The following is a 14,752-nucleotide window of genomic DNA, read 5'->3' on the forward strand; positions in this document are numbered from 1 at the left end:
CTCAGTTCGTCATGCGCGTGGAGCGCTGCGGCGCGAACGCTTCGCGAAAGTCGCGGCCGAGTTCGCGGATCGATACGTCGATGCGGTCGAGCCGCGCGCCGTTCTCGCGCGCGATGCGCTCGTTCGCTTCGGTGCCGCGGCGCACCTCGACCTGCACGTCGGCGCTCGTCGCGCCGGACTTGTCGTCGGCGCCGTCGGCCGCGCCGTCGTCCTTCGGTCCCCAGAGCTCCTTCATCGTCGCGATCAGCCGGTCGATGTTGTCGGTGAACGCGTCGACGACCGGATCGGCGCTGACGTCGATGTTGCCGAGGTACTCGGTCAGCTCGGCGAGGTTTTCCATGCCGAGGTCTTTGGCGAGTTTTTCCAGATCCAGGCCGATGCTCTCGGCGACTTCCGCGAACGACTCGCCCTGCGCCGCCGCGAGCATCGCGACGGTGTTCGCAAGATCGCGCGCCTCGTTGATGCGCTGCTGCCTGACCAGCTCGTCGCGCTGCTGCATGAGATCGGCGAGCCGCTCCTGTTCCTCCTGCGTCAGCGCCTGCTGCTGCGGCGCCGCGCCGCCGCCGCCACCGCCGCCGCCGCCCGAACGGCTGCCGCCCATCGACGTGACCTGCCCGAACAGCGCGTCGTAGTTCGCGCTGCTCGCGTACAGGCGCCGGCCGATTTCGAGCACCTGCTCCTGCGTCACCGTGCCGGCCGCGAGGCCCGCCATGGCCTGCTGCAGTTTCTCCTGATCGTTCAACGGGCTGAGATCGCCGAGCAGGAGGTTCATCGCGTCGGTCGCGGCGCTAGCGGCATCGCCCATGGCGCTGCCGAAGTCCTGCACCGCGCCGCTCGCCGTTCCGGCGCGCGACTGCAGCTCGGCGATGTCGGCGTTCACCTGGTCGAGCGTGAACGCGCCGCCGTAGAGGCTGCGCACCTGGTTGCGCCCGATGTCGGTCAGGCGCGCGATCGCCGACGCCGCCTGCCGCGCCGCGAGCTCGTGGATGCGCGCGAGCTGCTGCGTGCTCGCGCCCGCCTGGCCCTGCGCGCGGGCCAGCATGTTCGCCTGCGCGATGTTGTCGTACAGCGACTGCGCAATCGCGCGCATCGACGCGGCGAAGTCGCCGGCCGGCGTATTGACCTGCGTGATCGCCTTGAACTGCTCGTCGATATTGCCCCAGAACCCGTCGACGAGCTGGGCGATGCGCGCGTTCTCTAGATCGCGCACCGCGGCGAGATCTTCTTCGCGCGCGGCGGTGAGGCCCGCGGCGATCGCCGCGTCGTTGAGCGCCTTGACCGTCGCCTCGGTCTGCTTGGTGATCTGCTCGAGCGCCGCACGCAGCTGCTCGACCGGGCCCGCGCCGACCTGGATCTGCTCGAGCGCCTGCGCGGTCTGTTCGACGAGCGCGTTGTACTGCGCCGTCGCCTGCGACAGCCGCGCGTAGGTCGCGGCGAGGGTTTCGTCGCCCTTTCGCTGCTCCTCGACCCAGGCCATCACCGACGTCAGCGTGTCGCCGCCGCCGAGCAGGCCCTTGCCGTCGTTGAGATCGGCGCGCGCCTGCACCATCGTCGCGGCGGCGTCGGCCAGCGCCTCGGCCTCCTTGCGATAGCGTTCGGCGATCTTGCTCGCCTCGGCCTCCTTCTGGCCGAAGTCGAGCGACGCGATCATCTGCTCGGCGGCGATGCGCTTGGTCGCCAGTTCCGCCGACGCTTCCTCCCACGAACGGCCGAGCGCTTCCACAATGAACTTCGTTGCTTTTTCGCGTCCCTTCTTGTCGTATTCGGTGACCGTGCGCAGCGAGGCGTCGATGACCGGCGCGACGTCGCCGCCGATCGACTTGGCGACATCCTTGGCGATGTCCGCGAGCTGCTTCCAGAACTTGTTCGCGGCCTCGGTCATCTCGGGCGTCACTTCGCCCGCGCTCGTACTCCACTGCCGCCCGCGGAACAGCGAGCGCTGGCGCACTGTCGTGACGAGCATCGACGCCTCGGCGCCTTCCGCGCCGATGTCGATGCGGCTGTCGGTGTACTGCGTGCGCGCCTTGGTGCCGAACAACTTGCCGCCGGCGACCATGTCGACCAGCATCGCGATCGCGGCGATCCAGCCGATGACCGGAATCGCGGCGAGCCCGATCGAGCCCATCGCGCCGGCCATGCCTGCAGCCGCGCCCGCGCCGCCGAGCACGCCGCCGACCGCGCCCATCACGCCGATCGTGCCGACGCCGTAGGCCGCGGCGCCCAGGCCGCCGGCGAGACCGCCGTTGCTGTTCTGGTAGCGGTTGTAGCCCGCGTAGAGGCCGCCGGCCACGCCGAGCGTCGTGCCGAGCGCGCTCGGCGTCCAGGTCGTCGCCATGCCGGGGCCGTAGGCCGCGGTGCCGAGGTAGCTGCCGAGCTGGGTCATCTGGCCCGAGCCATACCAGAGCTGGCTGAAGCCCGACCACAGTGACTTGCCGGCGCTGATCCACGAGTCGCCGCTGAAGAGCGAACCGTCGCTCGAATACTGGAAGCCGCCGGTCTGCATCGCACCCGACGACGACGACGCGCCGCCGCCGGTCACGAGATCGACGACCGATCCGCCGCTCAAGGAAACGGGCATCCCGAACGCGCCCGCCGTCGCGCCGCGGCGCGCGCCGGGGTCGTTGAAGAACGCGCCGATGAAGCGCGTCTTGATCCATTCGGCGAGCATCTGCGCGACCGAGCGCTTGACGATGTCGACCATGCTCTTCCAGAAGTCGCGCGCCTTGGAAAAGCCGTTGACGGCCCAGTTCGAGATCGCGTCGGCCATGCCGTTCATGCCGTTGCGCACGATGTCGCTCTGCCGCTTCGCGGCGGCGGTCGCGGCCTCGGCCGCCTTCGCTTCGTCGTATCTCGCCGCGGCGACCGCGCCGACCGTCGACTGCAGCTCGCCGAGCGACTGCTGGTTCTCGATATTGGCCTTGGTGTTGGCCTCGTATTCCTTCGTCGCGGCCTGCACCGCCTGCACGACCGCCTTCTGGCGGTCGGTCAGGCCGTCGAGCGCGCGCGACTTGTCCACCTCCCTGAGGTAGCGCCCGAGGACGTCGCCCTGTTCCTTGATCTTCGCAATTTCGCGGTCGCGAATCGTTTGCGCGTATTTCAACGCGTCGGCCGACATGCGGTTCGCGTCGGCCTCGGCGAGTCCCTTCTTCGTGGCGTCGTCGATCGAGAGGTTGAAGTCGTCGACGGTCTTGTTGAATTTCACCCACGCGGCGTCGACCGGGCTGATCGAACCGTGCAGGCCGTTGAGCGTCTCGTTGAGCTTTGCCTTGGCGGCCTCGAGTTCTTTCGTCTTGTCGTCGGGCTTGCCACCGCCGCTACCGACGCGCGGCGCGGTTTCGCGCGGGTCTTCGTTGAGTTTCGCGAACGCGTTGGCGATCGCGCCGATCGTCGCGTCGGCGGCCTTGAGCATGTCGCCGAAGCCGTCGGCCTTGGCGAACTGCCCGAAGGCGACCTTCACCGCTTCGAGCGACGGCGCGAGCCGCTTGCGCAGCGCCTCGTCGATCCTGACGATCGGCGCTTCGACCGCCGACACGTACTGGATGAATTCCTGCGTATTCTGGTTGACGCCGTCGACCGCGCTCGACCAGGCACCGCTGATGCGCTGCGTGCCTTCCTGCCAGCTCGACGAGATCGTCTCGCTGGCGGCCTTCGACATCGTCTCGTAGCCCTTCGTGTCGCCCGTGACTTTCGCGTACGCCGCGCCGATTCCCTGCGCGACGCCGGCGCTCGCGCCGGACACGATGTCGAACGCGCCGCCGATGGTGTCGAATCCCGCCGCGACGAAGTTCGTCATGTTCTGCACGATGTTCGTCACGGCCAGCGCGACGCCGCCGACGATCTTGAGCGCGCCCGACAGCACGTCGGCGGCGACCGTCAGGAGGCCGCTCGACTTCGTCGCCTCGAGAATGTCGCCGGAGAACTGCACGAGCGTGGGCAGGATTTCCGCGGCCACCTGGTTGGCGACGCCGGCGCCGGCGAGTTCGAGCGCCGCGAGATTTTCCTGGAACTGCGACGCGGCCTGCGCCGTCTCGCCGCCGACGATCGCGCCGAACGACGCCGCGGTGCTCGCATAGTCGTCGAGCGCCGCCGAGCCGCCGTTGAGCAGCGGAATCAGCGACGTCCCGGCGTCGCCGAAGAGTTTCGTCGCCAGCGCCGACTTCTCGGCGCCGTCGCGATAGCCTGAAAATTTGTCGGCGATTTCAGCCAGCAGCCGGTCGCCGGCCTTGACGCGGCCGGTCGCGTCGGCGATCGACACGCCCATCGCCGTGAACGCCGCGGTGTTCTCGCGCGAGCCGCCGGCCGCGTTCATCGCGTTCTCGGTCAACTTCGACATCGCCTTGCCGAGCGTGTCGAAATCGGTGCCGCTGATCTTCGCGGTCGCGGCGAGTCGCGACGTCGCCTCGGCGCTCAGGCCGAGTTTCTGCGACATCTCGTCGATCTTCGCCTGCGCGTCGATCGCGGCGTTGACCCACTGCGTCAGCTTGCCGGCGCTGTCGAGCGCCAGGCCGCCGACGGCCGCGACGGCGCCGCCGATCTGCGCGATCGCGGCGCCGGCCGCGACGGCGCTGGTTTTCGCGACGTCCTGAAACCGCAGCAGCGTCGCCTGGAAGCGGCCGATGGCTTCGGCGTCGTTCGCCGACGCCAGCATGCTCGGGTTCGCGCCGGTCATTGTCGTGATCATGGATGAGTTCCTTGACGGGTACGGATCCCGGCGGCGTCGGTCGGGCGCACGCGAACGAGCCGGCTCACGCCGGCTCCGGGGATGGATCGCTTTGCGGCAGGCGCCGGAAGAACGAGCGGAATTTCTCGTCCAGCGCCTTCGGGTCTTCTGGTTTTGGTGGCGCGCGTTCGGGCAGGAGGTCGCGGATCGTGACCGGCCGGCCGTCCCTGCCGCCGCCGTGCGCGTTGATGATCGTCGAGGCGACGAGCGCGGCCGGCACGAGGTACATCGACTCGGGATCGAACGGGTAGTGCCGCATGAAGCGGCACCATCCGTCGAACTCGTCGGCGTCGATCGTCTCCTTCAACTGGAAGACCGGCACGCCCCACCACAGCGACAGCGAATACCAGACTAGTTCGCTGCCGGCGAAGGGTTTTCCTCGGCCTTCCTGCCGACGTCGGGGAACTCGCGCGCGAACACCTTGCGCGCGAGGTCGTAGACAACGCCGCCGTCCCAGTCGAGGATTTCCTCGATGCGCGCGATCATGCGGCCGGCCTCGTCGCACAGCGTGTCGGCGAGCATTTCGGCGTCGAGGTAGAGCCCCTTGTCCGGCGTCGAGCCGTACAGCGAGCCGCCGGATTCGGCGACGCGCTTGGTCACCAGTTCGGCGCGGCGCTTGAACGTCAGCGGACGCACGAACACCTTGACCGGACCTTCGCCGTCGTTGAAGTCGTGCTCGAAATGGCCGACGCGCGGCGCCAGCTTGTTCTTCAGATAGCTCATTGTGAATTCCTGCCGTTGTGTAGAAGCGGCCGGCGCGGCGCGTAGGCGCCACGGCAAACGGCGTAGTGGACGCCGCGCCGGCCGCGGGGACTTTCAAGCCGTATCGCGGTTCGCGGAAGCGTTACGCCTTCCAGGTCGTCGCGATCGCGCCGGAAATGCGCAGCACGCAGTTCACGCGATTCGCATCGTTGGTCTTGATCGCGCGGCGGAACGCCTTCACCGACGCTTCGAAGAGGTAGCTCGTGCGGCCGGTCGGCGCGGTGAACACGGTCGACACGAGCGTCGGGGCCGCCGTGCCGTCGCTCAGGCACACGGCGAACTTGAAGCGCTCGCCCTTGCCGGCGTTGGCGTCGAGCAGCCGGTGCGCGGGGCTGGCCGGATCGAGGTTCAGCTGCAGCGTCAGCTCGCCGTTGTCGGCGAGGCCGGTCAGGTATTCCTTCGCGGCGCTGTCGAAGTTGGTGACGTCGATGTCGTCGGCCTGCGGACCGAATTCGCCGATGTCGACGACGTTCGGAATCTGCTTGACGTCCGCCGACGGGGTGGCGGTCTTGTCGTAGATGTAGACCTGGGTGCCTTGCGTGCGAATTTCGCCGCTCATGTGGTATCTCCGGTAGTGACTTGATCCGCCTCGCAGCGGCTCGAGCGGCTGCCGTTCGCGGCAGCCGTTTTCGGCGGGATTGCCGAAATGAAAAGGCCCGGCGTTCGTGCCGGGCCTCGTGGGGGTGTGGCGCGTCGCGTCGCGCGACTCAGCGGTTCACCCAGAAATCGAACTTGCCGCGCACGCGGTAACGTTGCGTCGCCGCGTCGTACTTCTGCTTGTTGCCCCAGACGAGCGTGTTGGCGCCGCCGTCTTCGAGCGCGGCGCGCGCCGCATCGAACAGGGCCATCGCGACGTCGGGGTCGGCCGCCCATGCCTCGACGCGAACGCGCAGGCGCTCGACCGCGGGCGGCGCGCCGAGCGTCTGCTCCGGTCGGCTCGTGAGCGTCTTGTAGGTGAGGCACGGCAGGTGATAATCGGCCGGCTCGCCGACCGGCGGCGCCGGCACGACGCCGAACGCGAAACAGCGCACGGGCGCGGTGCCGATGATGTCGGTGACCGCGGCCGAGGCGCTCGCGAGCGCGAGGACCGGCGGGTTCATGCGAACACCCGGCGCTGCGCAAAACGATAAACGTGGACGATGTTCATGGCTTCTCCTTGAGTCGATCGGGCGGCGAAGGGTCGACGGGCTCAGCCGCCGCCTCGCGAACCCCAGTTGACGATGATCTTCTCGACGACCTGCGCGCCGCCGACGCCGAGCGCCGAGCCGATGCCGAGGATCGCGATCAGCGGCAGATCGGGTATCTGCATCACGGCGGCGCCGGCGATCATCGTGGTCGCGGCGCCGAGCAGCGACCGGCCCGCGACGAGGCGCCAGCTGAGCGGATCGGAACCGGACAAGAGCTTGCCGAGCGCGATCGAGATGCCGAGCAGGATCAGCCAGAGGATGTTCCTGTCGTGTTCTTGCATGTACTTTTTCCTCTTGTGCAGATGTCCGCATCGAGCCGGGGCCATGACCAGGCCCTCAAACGCCGACGAGTTCGCGGTGAATGCGTTCGATGCGCTCGACGTAGGCGCGCGTTTCGCGCGCATGGTCGGCACCGGTGACCTCGTGCAGCCGCGCGGCGATCGACGCGTAAGCCGTCGCGCCGCCAGCGCGCTTCTGCGCCTTCACGACGTTGCCGAGGCCCGCGTTGTAGCTCGCCTGCACGAGACGGCGCCGGTCGTCTTCCGCGCGCGGCGAACGCCACTGCCGGCGCAGCAGGCCCAGATACCAGGCGGCGCCCTTGATCGCGTATGCCGGATCGAACGGCGTCGTGTGCGCGGGAAACGCGAGCGCCGCCCGCACGTCGTCCCACGTCGGCGGCATGAACTGCGCGATCCCCTGCGCGCCGGCCGGCGACACGGCCGCGGGGTCCAGCGCCGATTCGGCGATCAGCTGCGCCTTGAGCCACAGCCAATGCCACTGCGGCAGATATTGTTCGGCCGCCGCGCGTATCGGCGTGTCGTAGAGCGTCGCGTACATGGCCGCACTCAGCGCGACAGGCGCGCGAGCGCGTCGCGGACGCCGGCGACGTCGCTCGCGCGGACGCGCACGCGCTCGTACCTGTGCTTGCCGTCCGCCTCGGCGTCTTCCCAGCGCAGTCCGCCGACGGCGTCACTGCCTGCGACGCGGCGCAGCGGCAGCACGAACACGTTGAGCGACTGCCCTTCGCGCCAGCCGAACGGCTCCGGGCCGCTGCCCTGCGGGTTGCCGTCGGCGTCGCAGCCGCACTGCATCATGATGTTGCCGATCTGTTGCGGTGTCGTCGCATTTTTCAACGCGGCGATGCTGAACACGCGCAGGCCCGGCGCCAGGCCGTCGAACGCGTGCGAACCGAACTCGTCGAGCGGACCGATGCCGGCGACCGGCGCCGGCGGCGCGAGCGCCTTCATCGCGTCGCCGAGCGCCTTCTTCGCTTTCGTCGCGCTGATATTCGCGGCGCGGGCGACCCGCGCCGCCGCGGCGATGACGGCGTCGAACTGAGCGGACATGGCAGTCTCCGATAAAGCGGCCGGCGCGCCGCGTTCCGGGAGTGAGGCGGAATGCGGCGGCGACCGGCCGAAAACGAGAAGCCCGGCGCGACGGCCGGGCTTCGGATACAACGTGGAGTGTGGCCAGATTACGCAGGAAACCCGAACCCGACCACTTCGGATGCGGTCGCGCGAACGTCGCGCGAAACGCAAAAACGCGAAGCCCGGCGCGGGGGCCGGGCTTCGTCGCTGCTTCGTGTGTGGCCAGATTACGCAGGAAACCCGAACCCGGCTACTTCGCTACGCCGTGGCGGCGTAGCGGCGCTCGTCGTGCGCGCCGAGCGCGCGCGTGAGTTGTGCCGCGGCCGTCGATTCGAGATCCGATACGAGGCTATAAGTCCACTCGTAGACCGGCTCCCACGACTGGCGGAAGTTCGCCTCGGTCATGCCGAGCGCGTTCGCGCGCCACGCCTTCGACTGCGACTTCTCGCCGCGGCCGTCGCAGGCGGCACAGACGCGCGGGCCGTTCGATCCGGCGACCGCGCCGCGACCCTTGCACGTCGCGCAGTGGCGCGGCGTCACGAACTCGGTCAGCACCGCGCGCAGCAGCTGCGGATACGTCGCCATGGTGCCGGGCCAGAGCTGGCGGTGAGCGCGTTCCCACGCGGCGTGGCGCGTGTCGAACTCGCGCCGGTCGTGCTCGCCCGGCGAACGCCGGGCGGCCAGTTCGCCTTCGGCGATGTGCAGGTCGAGCCGCGCGAGCTGCGCGGCGCGATGGCGGCGCGAGAACTCGCTCCAGATCCGGTCGCGCAGCGCCTTGAGCACGCGTTCGCGGTTGAGCGCGGTGCTGTCGGGCCACCACAGGCAGCAGAACACGTCGCGCGCGAGCGGGTCGCCGACGAGGGCCAGCGCGCCGGCGACGTCCTGCGCGGTGATTTCGGGCACGCCGCCGCGCGCGACGTCGTAGCGCGCCGTCGCTGCGTTCAGGCGAGTCATGATCTTGCGTACATTCATTGCGGCGCTTCCTCCGATTCGATGCCGGACGCGACGCGCGGCGACGAAGGCGCAGCGCGGTGCGGGCGATGGAACGGAAGGATCGCCGATGGCGATTGCACGCCCTGAGATCGGCGCGGTTGCTCGATTCGAGACGAACGACGATGCTTTTCGGGGGCCGCTACGCCGTCTCATGTTTTGAGCCGGAGGGTTTCGTCCGCTTGAGTGCCGATCTTTCTGTACATACACTGTGCATACACTACTACCCGGAGATCGAGGTGGCCCGAACCGCAGCGAACACCGCCGTCATCAATCTGCGAGCGCCGAGCGCAAAACGCGCGCTGATCGACCAGGCCGCACAGGCTTCCGGCAAGAACCGCTCCGAATTCATTCTCGACGCCTCATGCGAGAAAGCGCAGGAGGTGTTGGCCGATCGGACACAGTTCGCGCTCGATCCCAGGGCGTTCAGGCGTTTCGCCGAACTTCTCGATGCGCCGCTGCCTGCACCCGATGCGCTCGTCGGTCTCCTGCGCAAACGCGCACCTTGGGAGTCTTGATTGGCGAATCTTTCACCGCCGGAGCCGCTCGACGGTCGGCACAGGCTCGATGCGTTTTCGTGCGCCGCGGACGAACTCGAGCACTGGCTGAAGCAGCGTGCGCGCAAGAATCACCTGGAAGGTGCCACCCGATGCTTCGTCGTTTGCGACGGCGACGCCGTCGTCGGGTACTACGCGCTGGCCGCCGGGTCGGTCGGGCGCGCGGCCGCGCCCGGCGGCATCCGGCGCAATATGCCGGACCCGAGTCCCGCTATCGTGCTGGGCCGTCTCGCCGTGCATCGCGACTGGGGCGGACGCGGAATCGGTGCCGGCTTGCTCAAGGACGCCGTGCTGCGCACATTGAGAGTGTCTCAGGAACTCGGCATACGGGCGATGCTGTGTCACGCGATCGACGACAGCGCCAAGCGCTTCTACCTGCACCACGGCTTCGTCGAATCCCCCGGCGAACCGCTGGCGGTGATGCTCAATCTGGCGCACGCGCTGGAACTCCTGCGCCGGCGCGCACGCTGATCGCGCCCAACCCCGCCAGCGTCGCCGCTACCGCATCGTCGAGCCGCGTATGCGGCTCGGCGCCGATCAGCGCGACGAGCCGCGCGTTGTCCATGCGTACCGGCTCGCGCCACAGGTAGCGCATTTCGTTCAGTTCGCGAAACAGCGGCACGAACGGCGTGGCCAGCGGCAGCGCCCACCACGGGAATGTCTTGACCGCGGGCCGCGCGCCGCCCTGCGCGACGGCGACGCGGCGTATCGCCTCGACCATCTGCGTGCCGTCGGCGTCCCAATGGCCCTGCATGTGCACGCGGCAGAACGCGTCGAGCGCATCGCCGCGTTCGAGAAGACGCACCATCGTCGCGGCGACGTCCGGCAGGTACGCCCATTGATGCCCGACACCGGCGCGCGCCGGATTCGTCACGGTCGTCAACGGCTTCCCGGGCTTCACCAATGCCTGCGAGAACCAGTTGTTGCCGGCGCGCGGGCCGAAGTAGTCGCCGGCGCGCACGATCAGCACTTTTGCGCCGCGCCCGCTCGCGGCGTGCAGCCGCTTTTCCATTTCTGCGCGAATGGCACCTTTGCGCGTCGCCGGGTTCTGCGGCGAGTCTTCGTGCGGCGCCGGCAGCGCGTCGGGGCCGTAGTTGTAGACCGTGCCGGGCAGCACGATGCGCGCGCCGCTGCCCTGCGCCGCGGCTATCGTGTTGTCGAGCATCGGCAGCACGAGTTCGGCCCAGCGCCGATAGCCCGGAGGATTCACCGCATGCACGATCGCATCGGCACCGCGCGCCGCGGCGACCACGTCGTCGCGGCGCATCGCGTCGCCCTGCATCCAGTCGAAGTCCGGCTGCGCCGCGGCGGCCTTGGCCGCGTCGCGATTGAGCGCCTTCACGCGCCAGCCGGCAGCGCGCAGGTGCCGCGCCGCTTCGCCGCCGATGCCGCCGGTGGCGCCCAGTACCAATGCCGTCTTCGTCGCCTGCATGATCCGCTCCCGCTCTTCGCAACCGTTGTGGTGCGTGCAGTCTGGGCGCCGGACGGCTAGCATGGAATTGCCGAGGACCTACCAGAGACTATACGTTTTCGTATGACGACTAACGAGCCGGGCTGGGAGCTTTACCGATCGTTTCTCGGCGTGCTGCGCGAAGGCTCGCTGTCGGGCGCGGCGCGCGCGCTGGGCGTCGCGCAGCCCACGATCGGCCGGCATGTGCAGGCGCTGGAGGAGGCGCTAGGCGTCGCGCTCTTCACGCGTTCGCAGCTCGGGCTCAAGCCGACGGAGGCCGCGCTCGCGCTGGCGCCGTACGCACAGAGCCTCGCCGACACGAGCGCCGCGCTCCTGCGCGCGGCGTCGGGCCAGGGGCCGGGCGTGCGCGGCGCCGTGCGCGTGAGCGCGAGCGACGTCGTCGGCGCCGAAGTGCTGCTGCCGATACTCGCGACGCTGCGGCGTACCTATCCGCAACTCGTCGTCGAGCTCGTGCTGACCAATCGCGTCGAGGACCTGCTCAAGCGCGAAGCCGATATCGCCGTGCGCATGCTCAAACCGACGCAGGCGGCACTCGTCGCGCGGCGTGTCGGCACGATCGAGGTCGGCCTGCACGCGCATCGCGACTATCTCGACACGTTCGGCAAGCCTGCCAACTGGGACGATCTGGCATCGCACAGCGTGATCGGCTTCGACACCGAAACGGCGTATACACGCAGCTTCGCCAAGGTGCTAGGGCCGCTGCGGCGCAAGTCGTTCGCGCTGCGCACCGACAGCGACCTGGCGCAGCTCGCCGCGATCCGCGCCGGCTTCGGCATCGGCGCGTGCCAGGTCGGGCTCGCGCGGCGCGATGCGGCGCTCGTGCGCGTGCTGCCCAAGCAGTTCGCGCTGGCGTTCGACACGTGGCTGACCATGCACGAGGACCTGCGCGACAGCCCGAGCTGCAAGGCCGTGTTCGACGCGCTGCACGCGGGGCTCGCCACGTACGTGGGCAAACGCTAGCTATTCTGCGTTGCCCGCGGCACGCGCATAGTGCGCCGCTATCGCCACGAGGCGTACGAGTGCGCGCGGAAGTGCTCGGCACGAAGCCGTGCCGGCGATGACGAGCAGCGGCGAAACTATCGCGGCTGCGTTGAAAATCGACCGGAATCCGCAAACGCGCCGACGATCGCGTGGGCGAGGTTGCGGCCGTGCGCGCCGGTCGGATCGAGATCGGGGTCGTAGATCGTGAGCTCGAGGCCGACCGCGCGCGGGCTCTCGAGCAGCGCCGCGAGCAACGCGCGCAGCTGCGCGAACGAGATGCCCTCGCCGTTCGGCGAATCCACGGCCGGCATCACGCTCGCGTCGAGCACGTCGGCGTCGACGTGAATCCAGTAGCCGTCGGTGCCGGCGCCTGCGAGCCGCTCGCGCGCCGACGCCCCGACCGCCGCGGCGCCGCGCCGTTCGATCGCGGCGCGGTCGAGGATATGGATCGGCGAACGTTCGAACCGCGCGACGTCGCCGTACGCGGCGTCGCCGGCTTCGCGCACGAGGCCGAGGTGGACGACGTCGCTTTCCGCGAAATACGGCGATGCGCCGTCGATCGCGGTCAGCGCCGCTGGACCGTGTCCGGTCGCGAGGCCCAGGTCGAGGCCGGCGGCCGTGTAGCGACCGCGGTAGCGCGCCGCGTCGCGCGGATACGTGTAGTCGTCGTGCGCGTCGACGAACGCGAGACCGTAACGGCCGCGGCGCTTCAGCGCGACGCCGGCGCCGAGCAGCACGCTGCAGTCGCCGCCGAGCACGACGACGAACGCGTCGTCGGCGAGCAGCGTGCCGAGCCGGTCGGCGAGCGTTCGCGAATACGCCGCGAGCGCCGTGCCGTTGCGAAAGCCGGTCGCCGCGTCGGCATCCGGCGAATACGGCGGCGCGTCGACGCGACCGGCGTCGCGCGCGCCCAGGCGATCGACGAACCCGGTGCCGCGCAGCGCCGCGGCGAGTTTGCGCGCGCCGGGCTCGACGCCGGGCGCCGGCGGTCGCAAACCGAGATTGCTCGGCGCGTCGACGACGACGATCGCCGGCGATGCCGTCGCGACGCCCGTGGAGCACGCCAGCGCGAACAGTCCGCGGCGCAGGCAGGTTTCGATCGTCATGGTCCGTAACCTTCAAAATACGTATTGACAGTTTCGTCCCGTGCCCAATAACCTGTCAATAGACTTTCGAAGGTTATGGCATGCGCATCGAGCATCACGACTTCCGCACGGCCGACCTCGTCGGCGGCGATCTGGCTGCGGACCTCGTCAACACCGTCACCGCGCGCGACACGCAGCCGCGCGACTGGCTCGACGACTACGACGCGCTCGTGCGCTGGGCGCGGCGCAGCGAGCGTTTCTCCGCGCGCGAACTCGACGCACTCGCCGATCTTGCGCAACGGCACCCGGTGAAGGCCAAGGCGGCGCTCGCGCGTACCAAGGCGCTGCGCGAGGCGCTATGCACGGCGCTCTACGCGCTGGTGGCCGACCGCGATCCCGAGCCGGAAGCGCTGTACGCGATCGACGCGGCGCGCACGGCCGCCGCGAACGCCGCGCAACTCGTCAGCCGCGCGCGCCGCGTGCGGGTGGAATGGACGGTCGAGCGCTCGGGGCTCGACTACGTCACGCACGTGGTGGCCGCTCACGCGCTCGCATTGTTCGAGCACGCCGATCTCGAACGCGTGCGCGTCTGCGACGGCAGCGACTGCGGCTGGGTGTTCGTCGACACCTCGAAAAACGGGCGCCGCCGCTGGTGCGACATGGCCACGTGCGGCAACGTCGCCAAGGCGCGGCGATTCCACGCGGCGGCAAAAGCGGAGCGCGACGCATGATCGCCGTCGCGCTGTTCGCCGTCGCGCTGACCGCGGCACCGGTACGCTGGGCGCCCGCGCCGCTGTCGAGCGACGGATACGAGTCGTCGGCGACGTTTACGCCGGACGGCCGCGAGATCTACTTCATGCGCAGCGACCGCAGCTTTCGCCAATGGAAGATTCTCGCGGCGCGCTGCGAGCGCGGCGCGTGGTCGACGCCGCACTCGCCGTCGTTCGCGGCGACACCGCCGGGTCTCGACGCCGACCCGTTCGTCAGCGCGGACGGCAAACGTCTGTACTTCGTCTCGACGCGGCAGAACGCCGACGGCGGCGACCAGCTCGACATCTGGCTGACGCGCCGAGACGCGAACGGTGCGTGGGGCGAGCCGCAGCGGCTGCCCGAGCCGGTCAACTCGACGGCGTCGGAACTGCTGCCGCGCGAGACGGCGGACGGTCGGCTCGTGTTCGGATCGGACCGCGCCGGCGGCTTCGGACAGGGCGACATCTATATAGCGACCCCGCGCGCCGACGGCTGGACCGTCGCGAACGCCGGCGCGCCGGTCAGCAGCGCGGCGAACGAGTACGAAGCGGAAGTTTCGCAAGACGGCAAGACGCTGGTCGTCGTCGCCGACCGCGGCACGCGCTCGCATCTGTACCGATATCGCCGCGAGGGCGAACGATGGATCGGGCAAGGGCAGGTGCCGGCCGACGACGCGGTGTTTCAGGTCGGTCCGCTATTGTCGCCGCGCGGGGATCGGGTGTTGTTTGCGCAGGCTGACGGTGCGCGGTCGGGGGAGTTCTTTCTCGTCGATCTTGCCGAGAACGCCAACGCCTCATGGCCGCCGATCTGCGGAAAATAGCGCAAGCCCTCTCCCCCAAGCGTGCTTGGGGGCGAGGGTTGGGTGAGGGGCTACCCATCGCG

16 protein-coding genes are annotated in these 14,752 nt (G+C 69.4%); 5 read left to right on the forward strand and 11 right to left on the reverse strand.

The window, feature by feature from the left end; genetic code table 11:
• Position 1 precedes the first annotated feature (1 nt).
• The 9 genes from OD750_RS15595 to OD750_RS15635 all read right to left on the reverse strand — a co-directional run bounded on the left by OD750_RS15595 (position 2) and on the right by OD750_RS15635 (position 9,008).
• The gene (locus OD750_RS15595) at positions 2–4,681 is read right to left on the reverse strand and encodes a phage tail tape measure protein (RefSeq protein ID WP_263541610.1); all 4,680 of its coding nucleotides are present in this window, start codon (positions 4,679–4,681) and stop codon (positions 2–4) included.
• 64 nt (positions 4,682–4,745) lie between these two features.
• Entirely contained in the window at positions 4,746–5,042 is a 297-nt protein-coding gene (locus tag OD750_RS15600) for a phage tail assembly protein T (RefSeq protein ID WP_263541611.1), read from the reverse strand.
• 29 nt (positions 5,043–5,071) lie between these two features.
• Positions 5,072–5,443 carry a hypothetical protein gene (locus OD750_RS15605; protein WP_263541612.1) on the reverse strand — a complete coding sequence of 124 codons (372 nt, stop codon included), beginning with the start codon at positions 5,441–5,443 and terminating at the stop codon, positions 5,072–5,074.
• 121 nt (positions 5,444–5,564) lie between these two features.
• Positions 5,565–6,041, reverse strand: coding sequence for a phage tail tube protein (locus OD750_RS15610; RefSeq protein WP_263541613.1), 477 nt, complete (start codon positions 6,039–6,041; stop codon positions 5,565–5,567).
• A 148-nt stretch (positions 6,042–6,189) separates the two neighbouring features.
• Positions 6,190–6,582: a DUF3168 domain-containing protein gene (gp17, locus tag OD750_RS15615; protein WP_263541614.1), complete on the reverse strand. Its 393-nt coding sequence runs from the start codon at positions 6,580–6,582 to the stop codon at positions 6,190–6,192.
• A gap of 89 nt (positions 6,583–6,671) precedes the next feature.
• Positions 6,672–6,950, reverse strand: a complete 279-nt coding sequence (locus OD750_RS15620) for a phage holin family protein (protein WP_263541615.1) — start codon at positions 6,948–6,950, stop codon at positions 6,672–6,674.
• Between the two features lie 55 nt (positions 6,951–7,005).
• Complete coding sequence (locus OD750_RS15625) at positions 7,006–7,506, reverse strand: transglycosylase SLT domain-containing protein (protein ID WP_263541616.1); 501 nt, start codon at positions 7,504–7,506, stop codon at positions 7,006–7,008.
• 8 nt (positions 7,507–7,514) lie between these two features.
• Positions 7,515–8,015 carry a hypothetical protein gene (locus tag OD750_RS15630; protein ID WP_263541617.1) on the reverse strand — a complete coding sequence of 167 codons (501 nt, stop codon included), beginning with the start codon at positions 8,013–8,015 and terminating at the stop codon, positions 7,515–7,517.
• Positions 8,016–8,294: 279 nt separating this feature from the next.
• Positions 8,295–9,008, reverse strand: coding sequence for a DnaJ-like cysteine-rich domain-containing protein (locus OD750_RS15635; protein ID WP_263541618.1), 714 nt, complete (start codon positions 9,006–9,008; stop codon positions 8,295–8,297).
• Between the two features lie 257 nt (positions 9,009–9,265).
• On the opposite strand from OD750_RS15635, the gene OD750_RS15640 reads away from it, so the two are divergent.
• The gene (locus OD750_RS15640) at positions 9,266–9,544 is read left to right on the forward strand and encodes a type II toxin-antitoxin system TacA family antitoxin (protein ID WP_263541619.1); all 279 of its coding nucleotides are present in this window, start codon (positions 9,266–9,268) and stop codon (positions 9,542–9,544) included.
• On the forward strand, positions 9,545–10,054 hold the full coding sequence (locus OD750_RS15645) for a GNAT family N-acetyltransferase (protein WP_263541620.1): 510 nt from the start codon (positions 9,545–9,547) through the stop codon (positions 10,052–10,054). It begins immediately after the preceding gene.
• Here OD750_RS15645 and OD750_RS15650 read toward each other — a convergent pair.
• The gene (locus OD750_RS15650) at positions 10,008–11,015 is read right to left on the reverse strand and encodes an NAD-dependent epimerase/dehydratase family protein (RefSeq protein WP_263541621.1); all 1,008 of its coding nucleotides are present in this window, start codon (positions 11,013–11,015) and stop codon (positions 10,008–10,010) included. The two genes, OD750_RS15645 and OD750_RS15650, sit on opposite strands and share 47 nt — an antisense overlap.
• Positions 11,016–11,117: 102 nt before the next feature.
• Here OD750_RS15650 and OD750_RS15655 point away from each other — a divergent pair, with 102 nt between their 5' ends.
• Positions 11,118–12,014 carry a LysR family transcriptional regulator gene (locus OD750_RS15655; RefSeq protein WP_263541622.1) on the forward strand — a complete coding sequence of 299 codons (897 nt, stop codon included), beginning with the start codon at positions 11,118–11,120 and terminating at the stop codon, positions 12,012–12,014.
• Positions 12,015–12,130: 116 nt separating this feature from the next.
• On the opposite strand, the gene OD750_RS15660 is transcribed toward OD750_RS15655, so the two are convergent.
• Positions 12,131–13,141, reverse strand: a complete 1,011-nt coding sequence (locus tag OD750_RS15660) for an arginase family protein (RefSeq protein ID WP_263541623.1) — start codon at positions 13,139–13,141, stop codon at positions 12,131–12,133.
• Between the two features lie 80 nt (positions 13,142–13,221).
• On the opposite strand from OD750_RS15660, the gene OD750_RS15665 reads away from it, so the two are divergent.
• Both OD750_RS15665 and OD750_RS15670 read left to right on the forward strand, forming a co-directional pair.
• A complete protein-coding gene (locus tag OD750_RS15665) occupies positions 13,222–13,851 on the forward strand; it encodes a CGNR zinc finger domain-containing protein (RefSeq protein WP_263541624.1) in 630 nt (209 codons plus the stop codon).
• A complete protein-coding gene (locus OD750_RS15670) occupies positions 13,848–14,690 on the forward strand; it encodes a TolB family protein (RefSeq protein ID WP_263541625.1) in 843 nt (280 codons plus the stop codon). Before OD750_RS15665 ends, OD750_RS15670 begins: the two co-directional genes overlap by 4 nt.
• Positions 14,691–14,752 lie beyond the last annotated feature (62 nt).

Source organism: Tahibacter soli, assembly GCF_025717065.2.
Classification (GTDB): Bacteria; Pseudomonadota; Gammaproteobacteria; order Xanthomonadales; family Rhodanobacteraceae; genus Tahibacter; species Tahibacter soli.